Annotated in this window: 22 protein-coding genes and 1 pseudogene; 18 read left to right on the forward strand and 5 right to left on the reverse strand. The window is 47.3% G+C overall.

The genetic code is table 11. The features are described 5' to 3' along the window. Window positions 1-123: 123 nt before the first annotated feature. The 10 genes from alaS (at window position 124) to FE296_RS07325 (ending at window position 12,329) form a co-directional block, all read left to right on the forward strand. The gene (alaS, locus tag FE296_RS07280) at window positions 124-2,754 is read left to right on the forward strand and encodes an alanine--tRNA ligase (protein WP_150364604.1); all 2,631 of its coding nucleotides are present in this window, start codon (window positions 124-126) and stop codon (window positions 2,752-2,754) included. Between the two features lie 277 nt (window positions 2,755-3,031). Further along, window positions 3,032-3,292, forward strand: a complete 261-nt coding sequence (locus FE296_RS07285) for an IreB family regulatory phosphoprotein (protein ID WP_036616950.1) — start codon at window positions 3,032-3,034, stop codon at window positions 3,290-3,292. Between the two features lie 128 nt (window positions 3,293-3,420). Then, window positions 3,421-3,837 (forward strand): Holliday junction resolvase RuvX, encoded by a 417-nt coding sequence (gene ruvX / locus FE296_RS07290; RefSeq protein WP_062835871.1) that lies wholly within the window; start codon window positions 3,421-3,423, stop codon window positions 3,835-3,837. Window positions 3,838-3,849: 12 nt separating this feature from the next. After that, window positions 3,850-4,149, forward strand: a complete 300-nt coding sequence (locus FE296_RS07295; RefSeq protein WP_017686820.1) for a DUF1292 domain-containing protein — start codon at window positions 3,850-3,852, stop codon at window positions 4,147-4,149. Next, window positions 4,150-4,464, forward strand: a complete 315-nt coding sequence (locus tag FE296_RS07300; protein WP_062835870.1) for a DUF1292 domain-containing protein — start codon at window positions 4,150-4,152, stop codon at window positions 4,462-4,464. 75 nt (window positions 4,465-4,539) lie between these two features. Further along, window positions 4,540-5,580 (forward strand): endolytic transglycosylase MltG, encoded by a 1,041-nt coding sequence (gene mltG, locus FE296_RS07305; RefSeq protein WP_223868797.1) that lies wholly within the window; start codon window positions 4,540-4,542, stop codon window positions 5,578-5,580. Window positions 5,581-5,594: 14 nt separating this feature from the next. Then, window positions 5,595-6,524, forward strand: coding sequence for a peptidase U32 family protein (locus FE296_RS07310; RefSeq protein WP_150364605.1), 930 nt, complete (start codon window positions 5,595-5,597; stop codon window positions 6,522-6,524). A gap of 17 nt (window positions 6,525-6,541) precedes the next feature. After that, window positions 6,542-7,870 (forward strand): peptidase U32 family protein, encoded by a 1,329-nt coding sequence (locus tag FE296_RS07315; protein ID WP_124115622.1) that lies wholly within the window; start codon window positions 6,542-6,544, stop codon window positions 7,868-7,870. Between the two features lie 235 nt (window positions 7,871-8,105). Further along, entirely contained in the window at window positions 8,106-10,394 is a 2,289-nt protein-coding gene (locus FE296_RS07320; RefSeq protein WP_411860566.1) for a methyl-accepting chemotaxis protein, read from the forward strand. A gap of 93 nt (window positions 10,395-10,487) precedes the next feature. After that, the gene (locus FE296_RS07325) at window positions 10,488-12,329 is read left to right on the forward strand and encodes a peptidoglycan D,D-transpeptidase FtsI family protein (protein WP_317889403.1); all 1,842 of its coding nucleotides are present in this window, start codon (window positions 10,488-10,490) and stop codon (window positions 12,327-12,329) included. Here the strand turns inward: FE296_RS07325 and FE296_RS07330 are convergent. Continuing rightward, window positions 12,308-13,504, reverse strand: coding sequence for an AI-2E family transporter (locus FE296_RS07330; protein WP_124115624.1), 1,197 nt, complete (start codon window positions 13,502-13,504; stop codon window positions 12,308-12,310). The genes FE296_RS07325 and FE296_RS07330 overlap by 22 nt on opposite strands. A 175-nt stretch (window positions 13,505-13,679) precedes the next feature. Here FE296_RS07330 and FE296_RS07335 point away from each other — a divergent pair, with 175 nt between their 5' ends. Then, complete coding sequence (locus FE296_RS07335) at window positions 13,680-15,083, forward strand: polysaccharide deacetylase family protein (protein WP_150364607.1); 1,404 nt, start codon at window positions 13,680-13,682, stop codon at window positions 15,081-15,083. Between the two features lie 117 nt (window positions 15,084-15,200). Here the strand turns inward: FE296_RS07335 and ilvD are convergent, their stop codons facing one another. The 3 genes and pseudogenes from ilvD to FE296_RS07350 form a co-directional block, all read right to left on the reverse strand. After that, window positions 15,201-16,886: a dihydroxy-acid dehydratase gene (gene ilvD / locus FE296_RS07340; RefSeq protein ID WP_074096200.1), complete on the reverse strand. Its 1,686-nt coding sequence runs from the start codon at window positions 16,884-16,886 to the stop codon at window positions 15,201-15,203. 318 nt (window positions 16,887-17,204) lie between these two features. Continuing rightward, a pseudogene (locus FE296_RS07345) lies at window positions 17,205-17,447 on the reverse strand (KGG domain-containing protein); the annotation flags it as partial. Window positions 17,448-17,570: 123 nt separating this feature from the next. After that, on the reverse strand, window positions 17,571-18,611 hold the full coding sequence (locus FE296_RS07350; protein WP_150364608.1) for an acyltransferase family protein: 1,041 nt from the start codon (window positions 18,609-18,611) through the stop codon (window positions 17,571-17,573). A gap of 222 nt (window positions 18,612-18,833) precedes the next feature. Here FE296_RS07350 and FE296_RS07355 point away from each other — a divergent pair, with 222 nt between their 5' ends. From FE296_RS07355 to mgrA, 6 genes are all read left to right on the forward strand, one after another. Continuing rightward, a complete protein-coding gene (locus FE296_RS07355) occupies window positions 18,834-19,799 on the forward strand; it encodes a sugar kinase (RefSeq protein ID WP_150364609.1) in 966 nt (321 codons plus the stop codon). Window positions 19,800-19,887: 88 nt separating this feature from the next. Next, window positions 19,888-20,553 carry a bifunctional 2-keto-4-hydroxyglutarate aldolase/2-keto-3-deoxy-6-phosphogluconate aldolase gene (locus FE296_RS07360; protein WP_017686833.1) on the forward strand — a complete coding sequence of 222 codons (666 nt, stop codon included), beginning with the start codon at window positions 19,888-19,890 and terminating at the stop codon, window positions 20,551-20,553. A 90-nt stretch (window positions 20,554-20,643) separates the two neighbouring features. Next, window positions 20,644-21,411: an alpha/beta fold hydrolase gene (locus tag FE296_RS07365; protein ID WP_124115628.1), complete on the forward strand. Its 768-nt coding sequence runs from the start codon at window positions 20,644-20,646 to the stop codon at window positions 21,409-21,411. 64 nt (window positions 21,412-21,475) lie between these two features. Further along, on the forward strand, window positions 21,476-22,243 hold the full coding sequence (locus tag FE296_RS07370) for an HAD family hydrolase (RefSeq protein ID WP_150364610.1): 768 nt from the start codon (window positions 21,476-21,478) through the stop codon (window positions 22,241-22,243). 28 nt (window positions 22,244-22,271) lie between these two features. Further along, window positions 22,272-23,012, forward strand: coding sequence for an NAD-dependent protein deacylase (locus FE296_RS07375; protein ID WP_150364611.1), 741 nt, complete (start codon window positions 22,272-22,274; stop codon window positions 23,010-23,012). Window positions 23,013-23,089: 77 nt separating this feature from the next. After that, on the forward strand, window positions 23,090-24,097 hold the full coding sequence (gene mgrA / locus FE296_RS07380; RefSeq protein WP_036616991.1) for an L-glyceraldehyde 3-phosphate reductase: 1,008 nt from the start codon (window positions 23,090-23,092) through the stop codon (window positions 24,095-24,097). 81 nt (window positions 24,098-24,178) lie between these two features. Here mgrA and FE296_RS07385 read toward each other — a convergent pair whose 3' ends face one another. Next, window positions 24,179-25,153 carry an AraC family transcriptional regulator gene (locus FE296_RS07385; protein WP_223868798.1) on the reverse strand — a complete coding sequence of 325 codons (975 nt, stop codon included), beginning with the start codon at window positions 25,151-25,153 and terminating at the stop codon, window positions 24,179-24,181. A 153-nt stretch (window positions 25,154-25,306) separates the two neighbouring features. On the opposite strand from FE296_RS07385, the gene FE296_RS07390 reads away from it, so the two are divergent. Further along, entirely contained in the window at window positions 25,307-26,488 is a 1,182-nt protein-coding gene (locus FE296_RS07390) for a galactokinase (protein ID WP_150364612.1), read from the forward strand.

A 26,488-nucleotide genomic window follows, 5' to 3' on the forward strand; every position in this document is an offset into this window, starting at 1 on the left:
TACCGCGATAACATCGTCCCTGATTATTCAGGGGCGTTTTTTGTGTTTATTTTTACAAAAACAATGTTGACCAACCGGAGCGAATACGCAACGGACTATTATAATTTAATGGGGGCATCCAGTATGAAAGCCAGTGAAATCCGGTCCAAATGGATAGAGTTTTTTGCAAGTAAAGGTCACAAAATCGAGCCGAGCGCATCGCTCGTACCTCACAACGATCCTTCTCTTTTGTGGATTAATGCAGGTATGGCACCGCTCAAACCATATTTTGACGGACGTGAAAAGCCGGAGAACCCGCGTCTTGCGAACTCCCAAAAATGTATACGTACCAATGATATCGAGAATGTTGGTAAAACGCGTCGTCACCATACGTTCTTCGAAATGCTCGGCAACTTCTCCATTGGAGATTACTTTAAGGAAGAGACCGTAACATGGGCTTGGGAATTTTTGACCAGCAAAGAGTGGATCGGATTCGATCCGGAACGTCTTTCCGTAACGGTATATCCGGAAGATGAAGAAGCTTTCAAACTGTGGAACGAAAAAGTAGGACTGCCTGCTGAGCGTATCATTAAATTGGATGAAAACTTCTGGGATATCGGCGAAGGCCCATGTGGACCTTGTACCGAGATCTTCTATGACCGAGGCGAAGCTTACGGAAACGACATGAGTGATCCTGAAATGTATCCAGGTGGGGAAAACGAACGTTATCTGGAAGTGTGGAACCTGGTATTCTCCCAGTTCAACCATAACAAAGATGGTAGCTACACACCGCTTCCTAACAAAAATATTGATACAGGTGCTGGTTTGGAGCGCTTTGCTTCCATTCTGCAAAATGTGGATTCCAACTTTGACACAGACCTGTTCCAACCGATGATTCAGAGAACAGCCGCTCTTGCGGGTGTGAAATATAACGACAGCGTAGAGATTGATGTTGCATTGAAAGTCATTGCCGATCATATCCGTACAGTTGCCTTTGCAGTAGGTGATGGCGTTCTGCCAAGTAATGAAGGACGTGGATATGTCATCCGCCGCTTGCTTCGCCGTGCAGTTCGTTATGGAAAAGTGCTTGGACTTGACCGTCCATTCCTGTATGAATTGACAACAACCGTTGGTGAAGTGATGGGCATGTACTACCCTGAGGTAGTAGACAAACAAGAGTTCATCGCCAAAGTAATCAAAACCGAGGAAGAGCGTTTCCACGAAACACTAACAGATGGTCTTGCTATTCTGGCTGATATCAGCGGCGCTGCCAAATCCGAAGGACGCACCGTTATTAGCGGACCTGAAGCTTTCAAACTGTATGATACGTACGGTTTCCCGTTTGACCTGACAGAAGATTATGCTGCAGAGCATGGTCTGACTGTGGACCGTGAAGGTTTTGATGCTTCCATGCAGAAACAACGTGAGCTTGGACGTGCTGGGCGTCAAGAGAACGAGAGCATGAAAGTTCAAGGCGGACCACTTGCTGACCTGGAGGTTAAAAGCGAGTTTGTTGGTTATACTGACCTGTTGACGGAAGCAAAAGTGGTAGCCATCGTAGCTGGTGACGCCCTTGTTGAATCTGTAGGCGAAGGACAAACGTGTCAGGTTGTTCTGGACAAGACTCCGTTCTACGCGGAAAGTGGCGGTCAAGTGAGTGATCAGGGCTTGCTGCGAGGTGCTGGTGTAACAGCAAAAGTACAAGGCTTGTTCAAAGCTCCACTCGGACAACATGTACATCTGGTGACTGTGGAGTCTGGCGAACTGCGTGTAGGTGATGTGATCAACGCCGAAGTAGACTCAGCGAAACGTGGCGACATTATCAAAAACCATACAGCAACCCACTTGCTGCACAAGGCACTCAAAGATGTGCTCGGCACACACGTAAACCAGGCAGGATCGCTCGTAGAGCCACAGCGTCTGCGGTTTGACTTCTCTCACTTCGGCAGCATTACGCCGGAAGAGTTGACAGAAATTGAGCGCCAGGTGAACGAACAGATCTGGAATCGTCTGAACGTGAACATCGAACTGAAAGCTATTGATGAAGCTAAAGAAATGGGTGCAATGGCCCTGTTTGGCGAAAAATATGGAGATATTGTACGTGTTGTTCAAGTCGGAGACTACAGTTTGGAACTTTGTGGCGGCTGTCACGTAAATAATACTTCAGAGATTGGAATCTTCAAACTGGTGAGCGAGAGTGGAATTGGCTCCGGCGTACGCCGGATCGAAGCTGTAACTGGCCGCGGCGCATATCTGTATGTGGAAAGCCAGTTGGAACTGCTCAAACAAACAGCAGCACTGCTCAAAGCAAATGTGGCTGATGTACCTAAACGGATTGAAGGTCTGAACCAACAACTGAAAGAAGCAGCCAGAGAGACTGAATCCCTGCAAAGCAAGCTGAGTGCCATGGAAGCGGGTCAATTGACGGATCAAGTGGTACAAGCAGGAAATACACAGTTACTGGCAGCACGCGTAGATGCTCCGAACATGGATGCGCTGCGTACAGTGGCAGATGAGTTGAAAGTAAAATTGCCTAACGCGGTACTCGTATTGGGTGCTCCAGCTGACGGCAAAGTGAATTTTGTTGTAGCTGTACCTGCTGAACAAGTAAAACAAGGATTACACGCAGGCAAAATCGTCAAAGAAGTCGCAGCAGTATGCGGCGGCGGTGGCGGTGGACGTCCAGATATGGCGCAAGCCGGAGGTAAGGATGCGACCAAGCTGGATGAAGCGCTGAAACTGGCGGTTTCGCTGGTTAGCGGGCATACTGCATAAATCGAACTAGGGCTTTCAAAGGGCCAAAATATAGTTCGAAAGGTTCTGTTCGTTTATACGGAGGTTGGATCGGGATGCTTCTTCCCGTCCAACTTTTGTACCTGAGAGCGAGTGGAATCCGACTGATGCAATATGCTGAAGCCAGTAAAGGACAAGCAAAAAACACAATTGCCTTATCCTTTGTTTACTTGTGGCAGTCAGAATATGTTATTATATAAACAGAAATCAATTCGGCAGGACATGGTCCCCATGTTCATGCAGGAGCGAGGTGTCATCAATGGACTCCATGGATAAGACGGTTAAATTTAATGTGAAAGGTGACGAACAGGAAGCATCATCCAAAGAGATTCTTCTCACGGTATATGATGCATTGGTCGATAAGGAGTATAATCCGATCAACCAGATTGTTGGGTATCTTATTTCTGGAGACCCGGCATACATTCCTCGTCACAACAACGCACGTAGTCTGGTCCGTAAAAAGGAGCGCGATGAGCTGATTGAAGAGCTTGTACGTTCCTATCTGGCCAATCACCGGTAATGTACGCCGCTTCCGCTGTGTTGCAGCCATGCAGACAGCGGGAAATGAACCGACAGAAGACAGCCTGAAGCTTGAGAAGGCGATTATTTGTAATCGATCTGAGCAGGCCCCAGGATGGGAGAGCATGGATGAAAATATTAGGTTTGGACTATGGGGACCGAAGAATCGGAGTTGCCGCGAGTGACGCCTTCGGTTGGACTGCCCAGGGATTGGAAGTGCTAGAACGCCGCCGTGATGAAGGCGAGTTCGCTCGGATTGCCGAACTTGTGCGTGAGCATGAGATTAGTGAGATCGTAGTCGGACTTCCCAAAAACATGAACGGCACCGTAGGACCGCGCGGTGAGATATGCATTGCTTTTGCCGAACGCCTGCGGGATGAACTGAATTTACCTGTTCACCTTTGGGATGAACGGCTGACAACCATGGCAGCAGAACGTACGCTGATCGAAGCGGATGTCAGTCGGAAAAAACGCAAGCAGGTTGTGGACAAAATGGCCGCAAGCTTGATTTTGCAAAATTATTTGGATGCCAATAGTAGAAGGTGAGGGGGATCAACAATGGCTGAAGATCAACTGGGTATGGAAGAAGAAGCGGAAATTATTTACATTGCGGATGACGAGGGTAATGAAGAGGAATTCGAAGTCATCATGAAGTTTGAAGTAGATGGATCGGAGGCCAAGTACATGATGGTTGCTCCGGTTGAACCTGAAGATGGCGAAACGGATGTATATGCATTCCGTTATGAAGAAGAGGGCGACGATATTAAACTTTTCGTCATCCAAGATGATGCCGAATGGGATATCGTCGAGGAGACGTTTAATACATTTCTTGCTGAAGATGAAGAGGAAGCGAACTAAATGACGGAATATAGCCGCAAAGACCTGAAATGGACAGATTCACTGCGTCTGGCATTCGGTGCTCATGTTGAGCTCGAAGAAGAGAACGGTAAATCACAACCGTATGACTTGTTGGCTGAGTTCGAAGTCGGCGGTCAGCAATACGCGGTGCTCCGCAGTTCGTTGCGACCTTATGACGAGGTTGAACTTCTGCGGGTATCACCTGGAAGTGAAGACCAGATCATGCCAGAGTTAGTTACGATCGACGATGATGATGAGTGGGAGAACATCTCGGAACTGTATGATGAATGTACACTCCCCATTGACGAAGATTAATCAGCTTCAAATTGAAGAAACCGGGAGGGCGGAGAAGTCCGCTCTTTTTGGTTGTGTAAAGGAGTTGTTTCTTTTTTGAAAGGGAAAGCAATCGTAGTCATACTGCTTATCATTGTAGTTCTTGCCGGAGGCGCAGGCGGTTATGTATGGAGTATGATGCGTCCCGTGAAAGCTTCTACAGAACCGGTCGTATTCGAGATTAAGAGCGGATCGGGAACTTCGAAAATCGCGGATCAGCTTCAAGAAGAAGGCCTCATTCGAAGCGGGTTAACCTTTAAAGGGTATTTAAAGTGGAAGAAACTAGGTTCTAATTTCATGGCGGGTACATATTCTATGAATCCTGGCGTGACATATGATGAGATTGTTAGCAAGCTGAGTAGTGGTGAAGTTGTACCGGAGGAAATGGTGAAATTTACGATTCCGGAGGGTTATAACGTTCTGCAAATGGCGGGTAAGCTTTCTTATGAGCATGTTGTAGATCGGGATGAATTCATCAAGCTGGCCAATGATCCTTCGGCCTTTGATGTAGATATCATCAAAGATATTCCAATGGATGAAGAACTTCGCTACGTATTGGAAGGTTATCTATTCCCGGAGACATACGAGCTGAAAAAGGGAAGTTCCACGCATGATGTGATGCAACGGATGCTGGAAGAATTCCAGACCAAGATTAATTCCATTCCTGATTTGGAAGCCAAGCTCCAGGAAAAGAAACTTTCCCTGCATGAACTGCTGACGATTGCGTCACTCGTGGAGAAAGAAGTTGTGGTGGATGAGGAGCGTGCTCTGGTTGCAGGTGTAATCTACAATCGGATCAATCAGGATATGAAGCTGGAGATTGATGCTACCGTGCAATATCTGCTCGACAAACCGAAGGAACGATTGTTTTTCAAGGATCTAAAGGTGAAGAGCCCCTATAATACGTATCTGAACAAAGGCTTGCCACCAGGTCCAATTGCCAGTCCAAGTCTTCCGTCCATTGAGGCAGCGCTAAATCCGGAAGCTTCGGAGTATCTGTTCTATGTGACAAAAAAGGATGGCTCGTCTGGACATCTATTTGCAAAAACGTATAAGGAACACCAGCAAAATATAGCCAAAAGTAAGGCTGCGCAATAAGCGGAGGGGATTATATGAGTAAGAAACATGAACTGCTCGTTACAGCAGCGAATGTGAAAGAGGCAGAAGTGCTGCTCCAGGCAGGAGCAGATGCTCTGGTCATTGGAGACGATCGATTCGGCATGCGTCTCCCAGGCAGCTTTAGCATGGAAGAGACAGCAGAGGTGGTTGCCATTGCAGCCAAGCATCAGGCACGTGTGTATGTATCCATGACTAATCTGATGTCCAACGAGCTGTTGAAAGAATTGCCTGAATATGTTCAAGCACTTGGCAGAATCGGTATTGATGGTGTGGAATTTAATGATCCATCCGTGCTGGCTACCATGAAGGAATACGCGCCACATGTGAAGCTGCACTGGAATGCGGAGATGACTTCAACGAACTATGCTACAGCCAACTATTGGGGAACTAAGGGAGCGAGTCGTGTTGTGCTTGCCCGTGAGTTGAATATGGACGAGTTGACGGAAATGGTTCCTTTTTTGAAGGTGGAGGCCCAGGTTCAGGTGCATGGCATGACGAATATTTATCATTCCAAGCGCAGTCTGGTACAAAGTTACATGGCTCATCAAGGACGGCCGGTAGAGGGACATCTGGGCAAAGAACGGGGATTGTTCCTGATCGAAGCTGAACGCAGGGATGAGAAATTCCCGATCTATGAGGACATTAACGGTACACACATTATGAGCTCAGAGGATATATGTATCCTCGAAGATCTCCATCTGTTGATGGAGGCGGGTGTGCACAGTTTCAAAATTGAAGGTATGTTAAAATCACTTACCTACAATGAAGCTGTTGTACGTGCATATCGGACAGCGATTGACAGTTATGTAGCCGATGCTGATGCCTATGCGTTCTCTGAAGAGTGGCTCGCTGAGGTGCGGGAGTTACAGGACCCTGAACGTGAATTGTCGTTTGGATTTTTCTATAAAGAACAAGTGTATTAATAGATGAGGTGAACAGAATGGAAACAGTGGCGGTACAGCGGAAGTTCTCGGGTAAACGTAACCGTCTGGACAAACCGGAGCTGTTAGCTCCGGCGGGTAATCTGGAAAAACTGAAATTTGCGATCCATTACGGTGCAGATGCCGTATATATCGGTGGACAGGCCTATGGACTGCGTTCCAACGCGGATAACTTTAGCTTTGAAGAGATGCGTGAAGGTGTGGAGTTTGCCAAAAAGTATGGAGCTAAGGTGTTCGTAGCGACAAACATCTATGCACATAATGAGGATGTTGAGGGGATCGAAACATACCTGCAAAACCTCTATAATGCGGGAATTTCTGCGATCATCGTAGCTGATCCAGCTATTATTGAGGTAGCCCTTCGTGCTGTGCCGGGCCTTGAGGTACATCTGAGTACCCAACAATCCACACTCAACTGGCAAGCCGTGAAGTTCTGGAAAGATGAAGGACTCCCGCGAGTTGTTCTCGGACGTGAGACCAGCTTCGAAGAGATTGAAGAGATCAAGGCCAATGTGGATATTGAAATTGAAGCCTTTATTCACGGGGCAATGTGTTCCTCGTATTCCGGACGTTGCGTGCTCTCCAACCATTTTACGGATCGGGACTCCAACCGGGGTGGCTGTTGCCAGTCTTGTCGCTGGAAGTATGATCTGTTCGAGGATGTGAGAGAAGATACGGTGTGGGTCAGCGAAGAGGACATGCAGATGAAGGCGCCTGCCCCATTCAAACTGGGTGAGAATCAGCTTCCCCTGTTCCAGGAACAGGATAATTCATTCTCCATGGGATCTAAGGATCTGTGCATGATTGGTCATATCCCAGAGTTGATTGATGTGGGCGTGGACAGTTTCAAGATCGAAGGACGTATGAAATCGATCCACTACGTGGCAACTGTGGTTAACGTGTACCGTCAAGCTATTGATGCCTATATGGCCGACCCGGAGAATTATGTTCTGAAACCTGAATGGGTTGAAGAAATGAACAAAGCGGCGAATCGTCCGTTGAATACCGGATTTTTCTATGATACACCAGATCATGAAGATCATATCTATGAACCAGAAGAAAAGGCCGTGCCTTTTGACTTCGCTGGATTGGTCATGGGGTATGATGCTGAAACAGGAATGGCAACCATTCAACAGCGCAATCACTTCAAACCAGGACAGGAAATCGAATTTTTCGGTCCGGGAGGTCACTTTTTCAAACAGCTCGTCGGTGAAATACAGGATGAAGAGGGCAATGTTCTCGATGCTGCTCGTCACCCGTTGCAACTGATTAAAATGAAGGTGGATCAGCCGGTTTCGTATTTTGATATGATGAGAAAAAAGAAATAGGTTCAAATACCTACAATGTAGCAATATTGTATTATGATTTAACAAAATAATGTTATGAAATCAACATGTAGGACCTCCGCTTATCGGCATATGGGGGTCTTTTTTTTATAGAAAAATAGGAATAAAGTTGTAAAATATTTCTGGGATATGAAAGGGGAACGAAGAAAGCTGTCGAATACTACATATTTATAGGGGAGAGAAAGAAAAATCCAACAAGTAAATAACTGGCAGGTGAATGGGAATGGTTCAAAAGAAGCAGAAAGACAGTGGGGAGCAAGTGACAAAAGCCGAGCAGGTTAATCCTGAGCAGGTTCAGAAAGTGAAGAAAGAAAAAGTAGGTAAAAGTAAAATTAAAGGGAATGGGAAAAAATTACTTAAGTTTGATCGTAGTAAATTGAAGCTGGGCTGGATCAAGACCGGTTGGGTAAAAAAACAATTAAAAAACCGGGATTGGAAAAACCTTGGAGGGTCTTCTTTCAAACAAATTAGGAAGGCAAATCCGGTTAAATCCGTAGGGGTTAAACTGTTCTTGATCTTTTTTGCGGGGATCATGATTTTTGTAGTGAGTTTAGGTCTATTATCCTATTCAAAAGCCAAGGGTACGATAGAGAAAAATGCCTCGCGTGCCAATCAGGAGACCATTGATCAGACCAAACAAAAAATGGACATTATTTTGGAGAGATTTGTGGATACATCCACACAGATTTTCTTTGATCCGGAAATGCAGTCCTTGTTACAAAAAATGTCAGATCAAAATCTGACTGCGTATGATACATTCATAAATTCAAGTTCGATCAATAAACAATTGTCCAATATTGCATTTACGAATAAATCCATGGAAGCGATTTATTTGGTACCTACGGACGATACAAAGTCCATTATGGGTACCGGTAGCAACAGTTCATCCATGGGCAGCATTCGCCAGGAAGCATGGTACAGTGAGTTGATTGAGGCGGGCGGTTATCGCTGGCTTCCAACAGAGATCAAGGAAGATGGCTCAACGCCAACGTTCAGCATTGCACGTTCCATGAAAAACCTGCAAGGGACTACTCAGTCGTATGTTCTGGTTATTGAACTGAAACTGGAAGTTCTGGAGCAACAATTGAAATCGCTTGATCTGGGGCCAGGAGCTATTCTTCAACTGATTGCTCCGGATAATAAAGTGGTGGCATCCTCCATCTCGGATGGTACGGGTCAAGATACAGAGCTTGCATTTGTCAAAGAGTTGACCGAACCAGCAGGTAGTACGAATACGGATTATATGGTAGATGGCAAATCTACGGAAATGCTGGCTGTATACAGTACGATGGATACATCGAATTGGAAACTGGTTGGCATGATACCTACCTCTGTTTTGGTTCAGGATGCAAAAGGCATTCTGACCCTGACCTTGTGGATGGCGCTGATTGATGCGGGGATTGCAGTATTGATCGGGGTCTGGATGGTGCGTATGATCGCTCGTCCACTTGGTAAATTGAAAGACCTGATGCAGGAAGGTTCGAAAGGTAATCTTAAAGTTCGTACACCTTACAGCTCCCAAGATGAAATCGGTCAGCTCTCTACCGCCTTTAATCTGATGATGGAGCAGATCACAAAGCTGGTTGAACAAACGAATCGTTCTGCGCAGGAAGTATTGGATACGGCCTCTGAGCTGAGCAGTGCATCCAAGAAAACGGCTGTATCTGCTTCGGAGATCGCCGTAGCTACAGAAGAGATCGCAGGCGGTGCAGGCAGTTTGGCAACCGAAGCGGAACGTGGTAATGAATTAACTGACAATATCTCTCGTCAGATGCAGAGTGTAATCGCTGCTAATGAACAGATGGGTGATTCCGCTCGTCATGTAGAGAAGTCCAGTCAGACAGGAACACAACATCTGAATCAGTTGATGACCAAGACCCAGAAGACAGAAGAAATGATTGGTGCACTGGTGAATAAGGTTGATTCGCTGAAAGAGAGTACGTCCTCTGTTCTGAAAGTGCTTGAAGTGCTGCAAAACATAACGAAACAGACGAATATCCTTTCCCTGAATGCGACCATTGAAGCAGCACGTGCCGGTGCAGCCGGACGTGGATTCATGGTGGTGGCAGATGAGGTTCGTCAGCTTGCGGCTCAATCCAGACAATCGATTGAGATGGTAGGAGAGATCACAGACAAAATCATGACTGAAATGAATGAGACCGTGGATGCACTGTCTGCAGCCTATCCGTTATTCAAGGAACAGATGGATGCGGTTAAAGACACCAACGTCATCTTTGCTTCCGTACAGGAACAGATGGGTGCATTTGTGGAACGTCTGGGCATGGTGACAGGTTCTATTGGAGAATTAAACCAATCCCAAGGTACGTTGTCTGAAGCCATGAGCAATGTCAGCGCTGTAGCTGAAGAATCTTCTGCAACGTCTCAAGAAGTAGCTTCCTTGAGCAGTGAACAGCAAAATATCAGTAACCAGCTGGTCAATCTGTCTGGCAAACTGGAGAATGTGTCTACTGAACTGAAAGAAACCTTGTCACGCTTTACGGTGTAACAAGCCAAGGTTGAAATGAGGATAACCTGTCCCGCACATGGGACAGGTTTTCTTTTGGTTTACCGGATAATTCCAAGTCATATCAGCAATAATATGGTCAAAATGAAAAAAGGTGAGATTGGGATGCATCTCCTTGCGAAACGGCGAATCTATATAACTTGTATTCTTCTAACTCTAGTCTTTGGATTGCTTATATTACGATTGGGATGGGTCCAGATTGTTCAGGTGAATCAGACGATGCCTGGATTTCATCGAACGGTACGTGAAATGTCTGTATTGCAGCGTGAACGCGGGGTGATGCTTGACCCGGGGCGGGGACAATTTACGGATTACAAGGGTGAAGCGTTGACTGGTAAGCTGCAATGGGGATTGGTTCTTTTTCCACGGGCAGATCCATTAGCGAAATTACGCAAGCATGGGACATTAGAAGGCCCCAAGATGACAGAGTTAGCAGCTATATTACATACCGATCTGGATCAATTGAAGAAGGAGTGGATTCAGGAAAGTATTCCTCATTTCTGGACAGCAGGTACACATCAGCCGGTTCATTTGACCGCTGCTCAGGTGGAGCGCCTACGTAGTTTGCACCTGCAAGGAGCTGGCATCTATCCGATGATGACAAGGTATCTTCAGGGGCATACAGGAATGCAGTGGATGGGTTATCTGGCTGAACAGCCTGAGTCCTCCAAAGTTCTAACTGGGCATCAGGATGAAGTAAAACAGCCATTTGCTATGAAATCAGGAGCAGCCGGACTGGAGAGGACACTTGAACCCCTGTTAAGGGGAATTGGCCCTACGCTTGTATCACGCATGGTCTCGGGTGGTGGAGAGATTATCCCTGATATTCAGCCGCATGTCATTGCACCGACCAATAGCCATTATCCTTTACGTGTAGAAACCACAGTGGATGCTGAGTTACAGCGTAGGTTGGAGGAGTTGACGCAAGAATCTGGATTACAAGAAGGGGCCATTGTTGTGTTAGATGCCGCTAACGCAGATGTTCGCGCCATGATCTCACGCCCTTTCTATCAGCCACAACATGTGGACCCCAAGCAATCGGCCTGGGGGAATCGTGCAGTACAGGGAGCCGTACCGGGTTCCATTTTCAAAATTGTCACTGCCGCTGCTGCTTTGGAGTATCATGCGGTTTCTAACGGAGAAGAATTCCATTGCGGTGGTGAGTACGGAAGATATGGGCTGTCTTGCTGGAAGGAGCATGGCCATGGAGACCTGAATCTGGAGCAAGGATTCGCTGAGTCTTGCAACATCGTATTCGCTGAAACGGCGCGCAGGCTTAGTATGGAACAACTGGAGAACGCGGCTGATCGTCTGGGACTCGCGCGTCCGATTGGCTGGGAGGGGAAGCAGATGGCAGGAATGCCCGTGTTACGACACTTTGATCATGAGGATCAAGGGCGTGTGAGAACAGAGGCTGTTACTGATGCTGATGAAGGTGCGAAAATACAGACAGCCATCGGTCAGCGAGATGTCTTGGTCACACCGCTGCAAGCCGCCAATCTGATTGTGACACTGTTACATGATGGAAAGGTTAGTGCCCCACGTCTCGTTAAGCGCATCCGATATGCGGATGGTGGCACCATGCTGGAGATGCCCTTGCATGATTCACCTTCAGCATCAGGACAGATTGCTCCCGCAACAGCGCATAAACTGTTATCCTGGATGAATAAGGTAGTTCGTGAGGGAACAGGAAAATCCCTGCAGCGTGCACGGTGGCATGTTGCAGGGAAATCAGGTACAGCTCAGGTACAGAAACATGGAGAGAAGCGCAACAATCAATGGTTCATTGGTTATGGACCGGTAGAACAACCCAGATATGCTGTAGCTGTTCTTGTTCAAAATGTCTCTCCTGACAGCCAACATCAGGCGACGGCACTCTTCAGGAAGGTGATGGACTACTTGGCTGAGTCCTCATGATTCTTCGCAGGAACGGGACGTTGTACAGTAGATTCGGCAGAATTCGATGAGGCCTTATTAACGGGTGGGTCCATTACTAATGGAGAGGACTCAAATTCATCTTTTGGCAGGTGAATCCACTTTTGCAGATACCCTTGTTGTAACAGTTCTTTCAGAAGGATCAGGAGCACTGGAGATAACACTACACCAGCCAGGCCAAAGATCGAAAGGGAAATCAGCATAAACGAAAGCATCAAGTACGCCGAAGATACACCAATCGAGTTACCCGATATCTTCGGTTCCAACAACTGCCGTGTCAGCATCGTCACCGCCAGAATCACAATCAGGCCGATCGCCAGGCTACTATTGCCTATAATGAACAAGTAGACGATCCATGGAATGAATACAACAGGAACGCCAAGCAATGGTACCAGATCAAAAACTGCACAGACTGCCGCAATCGTAAAGGCGTTAGAGGTTCCCAAAATCAACAAACCAGCATAAATCAATACAAACGTAATGAGCATCATGATCATCTGTGCCTTCAAATACGAGCGGATTGTCTTGAACACGTGATTACGCATGAATTCAATAGCTAACTTTAATGTTTTGGGCGTTTTCGCACGGGCGAACTTGCGCCAGGATTCAATCTCGATACTGAGAAAGAAGGCTAGAATAATCGCAATTCCGAAGTTCGTAATAAACGATGAGAACGAACTGAGGAAGCCTACGACGAATTGAGCTCCGCTCGTTACCCATTTGGACAGGAACCCGGTCAGTGTTGCAAAATAATCATTCGCTTTTTCCATAACTCCATCAGGGAGAGCGTCTGACTTGTCCTGAATGAATAACACCAGATTGGTGAATTCACGTTGTATCATTTCAATGTATACGGGGAAATTATCTTGAAGATTGGAAATTTGTGAAATGATAATCAAGCCTACCCCAAAAAAGGCAGCGACAATTAATGCAAGAAACAACAAGACGGAGATGGCGGCTCCAAGTGTCTTGGGCAATCCTTTGCGATGTAAAAATTTGGCCAGCGGTTCAATCATCCAATACACAATGAATGATAGAAAGACCGGTGCAGCCACATGGTATAATTGGCTAAAACTGTACATGATTACGTACACGGTTAATACGAGCAAAGCGATATCAAAGACAGTTCGCCCGTATTTTTTGTAAAGCGGTAGCATGGACATGGCTCCTTTGCAGGCAGTTCATTATAATGTATATATTGTACACGATAGCTATCTTTTTGGGAAAACAGGATTCAAGAAAAGTCTAAACTATGATAAAATTAAAGGCGGTTTATTTTAGATAGTGCCATAGTGCACCGCAATTCAGCAGGAGAAGTGGGGAGCTTGCAACATGACAATGATACTTCAGAGTATTCTACTGTGGTTATTGTATCTTTCATCTTTTTACGCCTTTATTCCAAGTTTGATTAGCAGGCTTTTTGGATTTCGTGTATTTCGACGGGGAAGAAGTGATACACAATTTGCATTAACGTTTGACGATGGGCCAGATCCACATTATACGCCAAGATTGCTCGATCTGCTTCGTCAGCATCAAGCAAAAGCCACATTTTTTGTCGTTGGAGAACATGCTGCGAGTCATCCTGAACTCATACAACGCATACATGACGAGGGTCATCTTATTGGCATTCATAATTATATTCACAAGACAAACTGGCTTATGCGGCCGCGTACTGTTCGTGATCAGATTCAGCGAACAGGTCAGATTATCCATGAAGTAACCGGCGTGAAGACTTGTTATTATCGTCCACCGTGGGGGATTATGAATCTGTTTGATTTTTTCAGCAAGAAAGAACGAAAGATTGTACTGTGGTCTTCCATGTTTGAAGACTGGAGAAGCCGAGTAGGTGCCCAGAGATTGACTGAACGGATGCTGAAGGAACTGAGAGGCGGAGAGGTCATGCTGCTACATGATCGAGGAACGACCCTTGGTGCAGATGCACACGCGCCGGAGCAGATGCTTCAGGCGCTGGAAGTCGTCTTGCAGGAAGCTGAACGGCTTGGGCTGCAAAGTGTACGCGTTGATACGTTGATGGGAGGTATCACAGTGAGCGAATCCCAGAACAAAACGCAATTACAAACACCATTGAAGCTATGGAAACGAATCGTTGTTGCCTTATGGTTGGGCTGGGAAAAGTTGTTCCACTGGCTATATCATCTACGGACGGCTTCGCCAGAGGACCCAATGCTGCACTTCAGATTACGTGTATATCACGGAGCACGGGTGGAGATGAATGATGGCCATGTCATTCTAAATGGAGATCCGGTGATAGAACTGCATTTTGACAATCAGAAGTTGTTTGAACTTGGAGTGACGTCACGTTCCAGTATGCATTTGGCTATTCGCATGATTCGGACCATGGAACAGCAATTGCCGGATCTGGCACGCATGGTGGTACTCGAACCGGAGTTACGCTCTGCCAAAGCCATATACGGTGTGAGTATGATTAACAGAGGTCCGGAAAAATTTGGATTTACCGTACAAGAATTGCCCCCTGGACCGTTCAGCGCTGCATCCAAAGTATACCTGAAACTGCTCTTAAGTGTGATCCATCCTGCAGGAACCAAACGTCTGAAACAGCGTACAGAACAATTGGTACCCAAGATGATTGCTATGCCGCTGGATATATTGTTGGAACGTTACGGTCAACATACGATGCAGGTGGCTGCATCGGTAGAAGAATCCGGAGATGAATCGTTGTTGATTGAACAAGAGATACTGCCAGAGCGGAACTAAACGGACTAATCATACCAACCAGCAAAAGAAAAGGGTTGCCCTTCGCCAGATTTGGCAGAAGAGCAACCCTTTATTTATTAGATTGTTTCCAATAGGCCCAGTAAAGGATAGCGTAAATTAGATACTCAGTACACCACCGTTGCTTGCATTGGTAACCAGTTTGGAATAACGAGCAAGGTAACCGGTTTTAACTTTCGGTTCAAAGCCTTTCCAACCTGCGCGACGACGTTCAAACTCTTCGTCACTGATGTGCAATTCGATGATACGGTTGTTCAGATCCAGCTCGATGATGTCTCCTTCTTCAACAAAGGCGATTGGACCACCCTCAGCTGCTTCCGGAGAGATATGTCCGATACTGATTCCGCGGGATGCGCCTGAGAAGCGTCCATCGGTGATCAGACCAACTTTGGCACCGAGCCCCATACCTACGATCTGGGAAGTAGGAGCCAACATCTCAGGCATACCTGGTCCGCCTTTCGGTCCTTCATAACGGATAACAACAACATGTCCTTCTTTTACTTTGCCGTTAGCAATGCCTTCGAGCGCTTGCTCCTGGGAGTCAAAGCAGATGGCAGGACCTTTGTGGTATCCGCCAACCGAAGCATCAACTGCACCAACTTTGATGATAGCGCCTTGTGGTGCAAGGTTACCAAACAATACAGCCAGGCCGCCTTTTTCGGAATGCGGGTTATCCAAGTGGTGAATGACATTTGTATCCTGGATTTCTTTCCCTTCAACGTTCTCACGGATCGTTTTACCCGTTACAGTAATGCAGTCCCCATGAATTGCGCCTGGTTTCTTGAGCAATTCGTTCAGCACTGCGCTTACGCCGCCTGCATTGTGAACGTCTTCGATGTGAAGATCGGAAGCAGGTGCAAGTTTCGCCAGATGAGGAACGCGGTTAGCTACTTCATTGATACGCTCGATTGGATACTCAATGCCTGCTTCATGAGCCAGTGCCAGCGTGTGCAGTACTGTATTCGTAGATCCACCCATCGCCATATCCAGAGCAAACGCGTTATCGATCGCTTCTACAGTAACGATATCACGTGGTTTCAGATCCATTTTAATAAGTTCCATCAGTTGTTTGGCAGATTGTTTAACAAACTCACGACGCTCAGGAGCAACAGCCAGGATAGTTCCGTTACCTGGCATAGCCAGTCCCATCGCTTCAGCCAGACAGTTCATGGAGTTTGCAGTAAACATACCGGAACATGATCCACATGTTGGACAGCCGAACTGTTCAAGTTCAAGCAAGCTCTTATCATCGATTTTACCTGCTTGGTAAGCACCTACGCCTTCAAATACAGAGGTCAAGGACAGAGCTTTACCATTGCTGTCACGACCGGCTTTCATCGGTCCACCGCTGACAAACACGGTAGGGATATTACAGCGGAGTGCACCCATCATCATGCCTGGTGTAATTTTATCGCAGTTCGGGATACATACCATGCCGTCGAACCAGTGAGCAGATACAACCGTTTCCACGGAATCCGCGATAATGTCACGGCTTGGCAGCGAGTAACGCATACCAATGTGTCCCATGGCAATACCATCATCTACTCCGATGGTGTTGAATTCGAATGGAACGCCACCGGCTTCACGAATAGCATCCTTTACAATTTTACCGAATTCCTGCAGGTGAACGTGGCCGGGTACGATATCGATGTAAGAGTTACATACGGCAATAAATGGCTTGCCGAAATCCTCTTCTTTAACGCCCGCTGCGCGGAGCAAACTCCGGTGCGGTGCACGGTCAAAACCTTTTTTGATCATATCGGAACGCATCTTCTTGGCTGACATGGTGTGTTTCCCCCCAAATATATAATATTGAGCAACATGAATGGAAAAGTAAATGGCAGTGCATCTGTCGTTTAATTTCATCCGTACTCTAAAAAAAAGGACCGGTTTGCCGGTGTCTGGCTCCCCGTAGTTTGTGAAATTCTTTGCTGCTTTAAACCCGTGAACACCCGGTTTTTCTATTGAGTCTATCACAACCGTCGTCATATTTCTACAATCAATAGAAAGAAGCCTCAAACCATTTTCATGGAATTAGACTTCTTGATTTGCGGGAAAGCTATGATCATGTTTCGATGTGGCGAGCGGAATTCATTAGTTGCTTCCACCTTTGCGTCCAATCTCACGATAGAATTCCTTATTATGGGTTTCGGAGGTTGCTTCGCCGCCCTTGCGTCCAATCTGCTTGTAAAAGTCAGTGTCATGGGCATCTGAAGTCGCTTCTCCACCCTTTTTTCCAATCATCTGGTAGAAGCTTCGATCATGGTTCTTGGAAGTCGCTTTGCCACCTAATCTGCCAGCTTCCTCACGGCTCATCTTGCGTTCTGACGTCGGTTGACGTGCCATTACAAATCACTCCTTACAACGATAAGTTGTTTTTTGTAGCGCGTATCCCTAATTTACCACCTTATTTCCAGCCTGAAACAACACACTAGAATAGAATCGATGGTGAAGAGATCCGTCAGAGCGTTAGGCCGATCGTTTAAACACCTCATGTCGATTGAAAGAAAATCGGGATATATCCGGTTCAATTAAGGGTTTGAACGTGTGACGTACAGCCGGCAGAGCCAGTGTGACTGCGAAGAGTATGGCAATGACCAGTATGACTGGAATATACGCCGAGCTTCCCATATAACTGTAGACTCCGGACCAGATCGCGAGACGAACGAGAAACCCATGCAGCAGGAATACATAGAGTGTGCGCCGTCCAAGGTCCGTCAGTCTGGAAGTCAAGGAAGGTACCCAGGCCAAGAACAGTACTGCCGATGCGATCTCCAATAGGTAGACTCCAAGTCGGAAGATGCCGGCATACCATTCGTGGTGACCCAGTTCGGCGTACGTCATGCTGCCGAGTAACCATCCGGTTGAAATATTCAAACCCCCATACCCGATCCATACCAACAGTGCAGCAGAGAGGATGGCTGCGGTTTTTCGCCCCCAACCGGATAATAAACGTGAACGGATGGTTGCTCCATAGTCATAACCGATGACAAAGAACGGCAGAAATACAAACGTACGGCTGAAGCTGAGCCAGAACCCGTCGATGGGCAAATACCCGGCAATTATACCAAGCGCAATCGATCCAATCAGCCGATATATCGGTTTCCAGGAAATCGTCAGACGAAGCAACAGTCGCCAACAGAAATGACTCGCGAGAAACCATAACAGCAAGTAAGGTGCAAAGAAGGATAGCCGCATATGGGGTGTGTGGAATACGGTAAAGTCCATTAGTGCGTATAAGGACTGAAACAGTACATACTGTAGTGCAATCTGCTTCAGGACGTTTCGCCCAGATGCACCTTGGAGTGAGTGTGTCGCAAAATACCCGGTTACCCACACAAAGAGTGGCATGTGAAACGTATATATCCACAGGAACAGAGCTTCCGCTCCTGCAAAACGTGTAATGAGTGGTTCAAGTGCATTACCAGCTAGGACACAGACGATAAGCATAAAGCGCAGATTGTAAAAGAAAGATTCCTGATCATCCCGGATCAGTGTCTGATTTTTCATGGTGTAGCCCCCTTATAGACCCTGGTTGCCAGGTCATTTGCATCTGTAATAAGGGTAATATGGATGTGCATTATCTATTGTGATTTAATTCACATTAGTAAGCGTTATCTTTTCTCAAAGCTGTGACAACAAAATGAACGCAACGGGATTGACAACGGTTGCATAGAGGATGACAATAGAAAAAGAAGATGAGGGAATGTAACGATAAGGAGGGAAGAAATCATGTCAACGAGTCCCTATCCAAGCCCGGAAATTATTACGTTTGGGGAGAGTATGGGTTTGCTGACTGCCAAGGATACAAGAGGGCTGGAATATGCAGCCACATTGGACAAGTCTTTCGGAGGTGCTGAGAGCAATCTGGCTATTGGCGTATCCCGCCTGGGGCATACCAGTGGTTGGTTTGGACGCTTGGGCAATGATCCGATCGGCAGTATGATTCTGAAAGCCATTCGCGGTGAAGGCGTAGATGTATCTCGGGTAAGGTTAAGTGATCACGAGCCCACTGGTTTGATGATTCGTGAGAACGCTTCCGGGAAAGCCTCGGTGCATTATTATAGGAAACTATCTGCTGCAAGTGCGATCACACCTGATGATCTGGATCCCGACTATATTGCCGGGGCGAAGATATTGCACGTTACGGGTATAACGGCAGCGATAAGCCCGTCGGGACTTGCTACGGTAGAGGCTGCCATACATATTGCCAAACAGGCAGGGGTGAAAGTAAGCTTTGATCCGAATCTGCGTCTCAAACTATGGTCTGCGGATGAGGCCCGTCCGGTTATACTGCGTATAGCTGAACTGGCGGACTACTTTTTACCGGGGCTGGACGAGATGAAACTTCTATATAACGAAGAAAATGATCAAAAAGTACTTGAGCGTTTATCTGCCATGAATGCTGTGTGCATTGTGAAGGGTGGCCCTGATTTGACCTACGTATTGGCGAATGGTACCCTAACTGAAGTTCCGTACTTTAAGGCGGATCATGTTCTGGATACGGTAGGTGCAGGAGATGGATTCTGCGCGGGATTTTTAACGGGTATATTAAAAGGATACTCCCCGCAGGAAGCAACCCGTCTCGGCAATTTGACCGGTTCCATGGTTATACAGGCTGTTGGCGATTGGGAGGCGCTCCCGACGTGGGGGCAGGTCGAGGCCAAGCTGAACAATGTTGCCCATGTTGAGCGCTAGTCGCTGCTGAAATCATATATGGCTCATCTTCGTTCTTAAATGTAAGGCTTGTATACACAACCACCACATTGACAAGGGAGAGAATGAAATGAAGAAGCTTCAGCTGTTGCAAAAGATTACGGACAATGGGGTTGTGGCAGTTCTGCGTGCAGATTCTGCTGATCAAGTCATTGCCATGGCCGAGCAAGCGATTGCGGGTGGCATTAAAGTTATCGAGATTACGATGACAGTACCCAGTGCACTCAAAGCCATTGAAAAATTAAGCCGTGTATACCATTGGAACACACAAGATCCAGAGAAATTCGCGATTATTGGTGCGGGAACGGTGCTTGAACCGCAAACGGCGAGAGCGGCTATCATGTCGGGTGCCGAGTTTGTCGTTGGACCTTCCCTGAACCCGGATACGGTTCAGATCTGCAACCTGTATCGAATTCCGATTCTGCCTGGTGTGATGACGATTGCTGATGTTCAACGCGCATTGGAACTCGGCGTGGACATTGTGAAGTTGTTCCCGGGTAATCTGTATGATCCTTCGATTATCAAAACGATGAAGGGCCCTATGCCGCAGGCGAATTTTATGCCAACTGGCGGGGTATCCTTGTCTAATCTGGGAGATTGGATCAAAGGTGGAGCAGTGGCTGTAGGTATCGGCTCCGACTTGACATCGGAAGCTGTGAAGACGGGTGATCTGAGTCATGTCCGTCGCAAAGCGGAACAATATATGGATGCTTACCGCAAGGCCAAGGCTGAATAATATTTTTTAATTCGTAGAAGGGGAGCCTGATGAACGAGGGCTCCCAATTCTGTGAGCCGCGGCACCTGCGGAAGTGAAGAAAGGTGATTAATGTTGAGAAATCGGTATAATACAGGGCGCAAGAAGAGGGGCATCGGGAAATTCCTGCTCGTACTTCTGGCGCTCATTGTCATTGGATGTGGATTTGTTGCGTGGAAATTATTCACACCATACGGTCCACAGGAGACAGCTCAAACAGCTATGGAAACAGCCAATAAGGTGACCGTGAGCGAACAAGAGAACTGGATTGATTTTGTGCCAGACAAACCGACGGGGAAAAGTGTACTTTTCTATCCTGGTGGATTGGTAAAACCGGAAAGTTATGCACCACTTGCCCATGAGCTGGCTGCTGCGGGTCATCACACCATCATTGCCAAGATGCCAGTTAACCTGGCAGTGCTTAAGCCAAACTTGGCAGATGAGATTCTGGCCGCATATCCGGACGAACAGTTCGTTATGGGTGGACACTCTCTCGGTGGGTCCATGGCTGCACGTTATGTAGCCGCACATCCAGATGCACTTCACGGGATCTTCTTCTTGGCATCTTACCCGGATGAAAAAGGAAGCGTAAAGTCACTTGGAATACCTGCTTTATCTATTCTGGGTACTAAAGATGAGGTCGTGAATGCCACGAAGTATCAGAGTGGACGGATGTATCTTCCGGAAGACACGGTATATTACACCATTGAAGGTGGTAACCACGCCCAGTTTGGTGATTATGGTCATCAAAAAGGGGATGGCGAGCCAGAAGTGAGTGGAGAAGAACAACTGAATCAGACCGTCAAGACGGTACTGGCTTGGTTAAGTACCATCAAGTAGGTATTGATTATTCTGCATTAAGGGCTGTATGCATTTATATCATAACTTGATGGAGGTGGTACGGATGGCTATGCTTCAAGTGAATGGAGCGCAGATCCTATGTAAAGGTATCCTATTTGATAAAGATGGAACACTGCTGGAATTTCTCCAGCTATGGGGGCCGTGGGCAGAGACGTTGCTGAGTCAGTTACAATCACGTATGAATGAGCTTGGAGCTTCATTTACGGTTGAACTGGAGCATGTCCTGGGCACCATTCATAATGCAGAAGGTCACATTGTCGGCTATGATCCGCAAGGTCCACTTGCCATTGCGACTGTGGATGAGTGCACGGGATTGCTTGCCGGGCAGTTATATGCAGCAGGCATACCATGGAATGAAGCGATCACAACGATACGCCAATTTTCAAGTGTAGCCATGCGAGAGGTTAGGCAGAGGAAATCGGCTGAACCGATGCCAGGATTACTTGCTTTCTTACAGAGTTGCAGGTCAGCGGACATACCATTGGCAGTTGTCACTTCGGACAGTACAGCGGCAGCAGAGACACATCTGGATTGGATGGGGATACGTTCCCTTTTCACCTCCATTGTGGGCTGTGATCGGGTGACCCAGGGCAAACCGGATGGAGAAGCAGCACTCTTGGCTTGCCGTGAATTACATATCGATCCTGCGGAGACCGTTGTAATTGGAGACAGCAATGGGGATATGCAGATGGGGCGTCACGCAGAGGTATCCTATACGCTCGGTTACTGTCCACAGTTAGATCAAGGGTCTCACCTGGTTGATGCCCATGCTATTATTCGTCATTATAATGAGCTTAGTGTAATTATATAAGTCACTCTGGCCAAAAGGAGGAGAGAGGATGAACGCAACAGAACAACTGGCTGCCTGGATTCAGGAAAGCTCCCGGATTGTTTTTTTCGGAGGGGCCGGAACTTCAACGGAAAGCGGAATTCCCGACTTCCGCTCGGCTGCGGGTCTGTATCAGACGGAGCAGCATTCGCCTTATCCACCGGAAGAGTTGTTAAGCCGACATTTTTTTGATCAACATGCTGATATTTTTTATGATTTTTATCGTGGCAAAATGCTTCATCCAGATGCGGAACCGAATGGGTGTCATCGACTATTGGCCCGTCTGGAGCAGGAAGGAAAACTTCAGGCAGTGATCACGCAAAATATCGACGGACTACATCAGAAGGCAGGCAGCAACAATGTTTTTGAGCTTCACGGCTCGATTCATCGTAATGCCTGCATGGATTGCAAGCAGTTTTATACGCTGAATGATATTATACAGTCCCAAGATACCGTGCCTCGCTGTACCACATGTGGTGGTGTAATCAAACCGGATGTGGTGCTGTACGAAGAGGAGCTGGATCAGACGACATTGTATCGTTCCATAGATGCACTGTCTTCTGCAGATCTGTTACTCGTGGGAGGCACGTCACTGACGGTATATCCGGCGGCCCAGTTAATTACGTATTTTCAGGGAAAACATACCGTTCTGCTCAACGCTACACCTACCGCTTACGACCGCAGGGCTGATTTGCTGATTACAGAGCCGATTAGTGAGGTAATGAATATTGTGGACCAGCTTCTTGGTTGAACGTATGGACTGAATAACCGCCTTCTCCGGTAAGACCGGATACAAGAGGCGGAACCTGGGGAAAGAAGGGATTCATAATGGTCTACGTAGCAAGCGATACTCGCTATGAAACGATGAAATATAACCGCGTTGGACGTTCAGGTTTGAAACTGCCAGCGATTTCACTGGGGCTGTGGCATAATTTTGGCGGTATCAATAACGCTGAGAATGGCCGTAATATGATTACCCGATCATTTGATCTGGGTATTACACATTTTGATCTTGCCAACAATTATGGTCCACCGGCAGGTTCGGCAGAGCAGTTATTTGGACAGGTATTGGCCCAGGATCTGAAACCTTATCGTGATGAACTGGTGATCTCCACCAAAGCGGGTTATTATATGTGGCCCGGGCCGTATGGCGAGTGGGGTTCACGCAAAAATCTGGTATCCAGTCTGAATCAGAGCTTGAAGCGTATGGGCCTGGATTATGTGGATATTTTCTATTCACATCGTTATGATCCCGAAACACCTTTGGAAGAAACGATGATGGCACTGGATCATATTGTTCGCTCGGGCAAAGCCCTGTATGTAGGGATCTCCAACTATCCCGCAGAGCAGACGAGACAGGCTGCCGAAATTCTAAAAGGTCTGGGTACGCCCCTGTTAATCCATCAACCGAAATACTCGCTGCTGGACCGCTGGATTGAAGATGGTTTGCAGGACGTGCTGGATGAGTATGGAACAGGCAGTATTGCATTCTGTCCATTGGCACAAGGTGTGCTCACGAACAAATACTTGAATGGTATCCCGGAAGACTCACGTGCCAAAGGGCCATCGGTATTCCTGAATGAAAACAACATCTCTCCAGAGACGCTCCGCAAAGTGCGTGCGCTGAACCAGATTGCAGCAGCCCGTGGTCAGAGTTTGGCCCAATTTTCACTCTCATGGGTGCTGCGTAATGGCAGGGTAACTTCTGCGCTGATTGGCGCAAGTCGTCCTTCCCAGATTGAAGAGAATGTGGCTGCACTCAGCCAACTGGATTTCTCTACAGAGGAATTGGAACGGATTGAATCCATCCTGTCTCCGGAGCCTGATGACAAATAAATAAAGTGCAAAAGGTGCATCTTAGCCATAATGGCGGAATGCACCTTTTTTTGTCGTACGTGGTTCCGTCCGTTATGTTGCTCACCGTTTGTTTTGCTGAGCATTCTTCTGTAACCCCTGATGTAGTGGACGGGATAGTATCTTCTCTCGATACAAGCTGGGCGCTTCACCGTGAAATCGTTTGAACTGTTTGGAGAAATACAGCGCGTCTGGCAGTCCAACCGATGCAGATACCTGTTCGATGGACAGATCTGGGCGTTCTCTTAGGAGTTGGCGCGATTTGTCGATCCGCAGTTTTAGCAGATACGTGACTGGCGACAGTCCGGTCTCCTGTTTGAAAATACGGGATAGATAGGCCCGGTTGTACCCAAGACTCGCAGACATTTGTTCAATGGAGACAGGATAGGCATACTGGGTAGACATATATTGAATCATCTGTTTCACCGTACGTCGGATGGAGGATTCACCGGGAATTAAGGTTTGGCCCTGCGAAAGGTGATTCTGTGCTTCGGCTAGAATCATATATAACGTACCCAGTGATGTGAAATGGGAGCTTTCTTTGCGCTCGGCAAAAGCATCCTGCATCATGGATAACCAGTCGGATATTCCGCAGGAAGGTCCGGCATGAAAAACGGACTTCTCCGGGCGGAATCCTGCTTCCTCGGCATGCTGGGCAGCCTGGCTGCCGGTAAAGGCGATCCAGCGGTATTGCCATGGGTTACGGGCATGTGACTGGTAGCTCACCAGCTGCCCGGGATGAATGAGGAAACAATCACCTGCGGATAACTCGTAGGTGTGCAGTTCGGTACGGAACGTACCCGCTCCTTTTTCTACATAATGCAGCAGATAATAATCAAACAATTTAGGTCCGAGGGCGTGACCCGGTAGGGTCTGGCTTGCTCCGGCAAACAGGACATGCAGTGCCCCTTGTTCATAATAGACCGGATTGGAGGCAACCGAATAACTGAGTGCTCCGCTTTTTCCGGAAGGTGATTCCTGTATTTTTTCGTTAGAAGATTCATGGGATTCTTTCTTGGCGTTGAATTGGTCTGACATGGTCGTTTCCTTCTTTCCGGGATGCTCCGATCATTATACGCCTTAAGGTCACATTTATCCATATGAAACACACATGGTTGCATTACATGGGGCACCGCTTTCTTATATAATAACATTAAGAAAACCACAACAACGAGGCGAGGTGCAGCAGCAGTGAACGTAACTGAATTGAAACAAAAGTTTATTGAGAAGTACGGAGAGAGTGGAGCGGACATCCGTGTATTTCATGCCCCTGGGCGTGTGAATCTGATCGGTGAGCACATTGACTATAATGGTGGATACGTGCTTCCGGCAGCACTTGAATTCGGAACAACATTGATCATTCGTGAGCGTCAGGACAACAAGTTGCAACTGGCTTCCACGAACATGTCTTATGAAGGTGCACTGGATACTTCCACTATTGGTAAGGAGAAAACGGGTGAATGGACCGACTATCCTGTTGGTGTCATGGTTGAATTGCAAGGCAAAGGCGTAAATGTAACAAAAGGCTACGACTTCCTGTACCACGGGGAGATTCCAAACGGGGCAGGACTTTCATCATCTGCATCTCTGGAGGTACTCACCGGATTTGCGATTCAGTCTCTGGAGGGTGTATCGGATATTGATACGGTTCAACTGGCGCTTTTGTCCCAGAAAGCGGAAAATGAGTTTGTAGGCGTCAACTGTGGAATCATGGATCAGTTCGCTGTCGCAAACGGTGCGCAGGATCACGCAATCCTGCTGATGTGTGACACACTGGAGTACGAAAAGGTTCCTTTCCGTACAGGCTCTTACAAATTGGTCATTGGGAACACAAACAAACGCCGCGGTTTGGTGGATTCGGCTTACAATGAACGTCGCTCCCAATGCGAGCAGGCACTTGCCATCTTGAAGGAACAGCTGCCTGCACTGAATTACCTGGCTCAATTGACGCCAGAGCAGTTCGTAACACTACAAGATCAGATCAAGGATGAGAAAGTTAGACAGCGTGCGCAACATGTTGTGGAAGAGAACGCGCGTGTGCTCGCATCAGTCGAAGCATTGCAGCGTAATGATCTGGAAACCTTCGGCAAATTGATGAACGCTTCTCATGAATCGCTTCGCGACTTATACGAAGTAAGCTGTGATGAGCTGGATGTTATGGTTGAAGAAGCTCAGCGGATTCCTGGCACACTTGGTGCCCGAATGACTGGCGCAGGATTTGGCGGTTGTACCGTAGCGCTGGTGCATGAAAATGATGTCGAGCGTTTTGTAAGCGAAGTGGGCGCTGCTTATGAAGCGCGTACCACTCTCAAAGGTGATTTTTATGTGTGCGGCGTAGGCGACGGTGTTAAAGAATTGAAGGAGGCGAAGTAA

This window comes from Paenibacillus sp. UASWS1643, from assembly GCF_008693195.1.
GTDB lineage: Bacteria > Bacillota > Bacilli > Paenibacillales > Paenibacillaceae > Paenibacillus > Paenibacillus amylolyticus_B.

Excerpts from the sequence above, each read along its gene's own strand:
- ilvD (WP_074096200.1), bottom strand. The coding sequence starts at position 16,886 with ATGTCAGCCAAGAAGATGCGTTCCGATATGATCAAAAAAGGTTTTGAC.
- FE296_RS07300 (WP_062835870.1), top strand. The coding sequence starts at position 4,150 with ATGACGGAATATAGCCGCAAAGACCTGAAATGGACAGATTCACTGCGT.
- FE296_RS07370 (WP_150364610.1), top strand. The coding sequence starts at position 21,476 with ATGGCTATGCTTCAAGTGAATGGAGCGCAGATCCTATGTAAAGGTATC.
- FE296_RS07365 (WP_124115628.1), top strand. The coding sequence starts at position 20,644 with ATGTTGAGAAATCGGTATAATACAGGGCGCAAGAAGAGGGGCATCGGG.
- FE296_RS07330 (WP_124115624.1), bottom strand. The coding sequence starts at position 13,504 with ATGCTACCGCTTTACAAAAAATACGGGCGAACTGTCTTTGATATCGCT.
- FE296_RS07295 (WP_017686820.1), top strand. The coding sequence starts at position 3,850 with ATGGCTGAAGATCAACTGGGTATGGAAGAAGAAGCGGAAATTATTTAC.
- mgrA (WP_036616991.1), top strand. The coding sequence starts at position 23,090 with ATGGTCTACGTAGCAAGCGATACTCGCTATGAAACGATGAAATATAAC.
- FE296_RS07310 (WP_150364605.1), top strand. The coding sequence starts at position 5,595 with ATGAGTAAGAAACATGAACTGCTCGTTACAGCAGCGAATGTGAAAGAG.
- FE296_RS07360 (WP_017686833.1), top strand. The coding sequence starts at position 19,888 with ATGAAGAAGCTTCAGCTGTTGCAAAAGATTACGGACAATGGGGTTGTG.
- FE296_RS07335 (WP_150364607.1), top strand. The coding sequence starts at position 13,680 with ATGACAATGATACTTCAGAGTATTCTACTGTGGTTATTGTATCTTTCA.
- FE296_RS07285 (WP_036616950.1), top strand. The coding sequence starts at position 3,032 with ATGGACTCCATGGATAAGACGGTTAAATTTAATGTGAAAGGTGACGAA.
- FE296_RS07325 (WP_317889403.1), top strand. The coding sequence starts at position 10,488 with ATGGTCAAAATGAAAAAAGGTGAGATTGGGATGCATCTCCTTGCGAAA.
- FE296_RS07385 (WP_223868798.1), bottom strand. The coding sequence starts at position 25,153 with ATGTCAGACCAATTCAACGCCAAGAAAGAATCCCATGAATCTTCTAAC.
- ruvX (WP_062835871.1), top strand. The coding sequence starts at position 3,421 with ATGAAAATATTAGGTTTGGACTATGGGGACCGAAGAATCGGAGTTGCC.
- FE296_RS07355 (WP_150364609.1), top strand. The coding sequence starts at position 18,834 with ATGTCAACGAGTCCCTATCCAAGCCCGGAAATTATTACGTTTGGGGAG.
- FE296_RS07375 (WP_150364611.1), top strand. The coding sequence starts at position 22,272 with ATGAACGCAACAGAACAACTGGCTGCCTGGATTCAGGAAAGCTCCCGG.
- FE296_RS07315 (WP_124115622.1), top strand. The coding sequence starts at position 6,542 with ATGGAAACAGTGGCGGTACAGCGGAAGTTCTCGGGTAAACGTAACCGT.
- alaS (WP_150364604.1), top strand. The coding sequence starts at position 124 with ATGAAAGCCAGTGAAATCCGGTCCAAATGGATAGAGTTTTTTGCAAGT.
- FE296_RS07320 (WP_411860566.1), top strand. The coding sequence starts at position 8,106 with ATGGGAATGGTTCAAAAGAAGCAGAAAGACAGTGGGGAGCAAGTGACA.
- FE296_RS07350 (WP_150364608.1), bottom strand. The coding sequence starts at position 18,611 with ATGAAAAATCAGACACTGATCCGGGATGATCAGGAATCTTTCTTTTAC.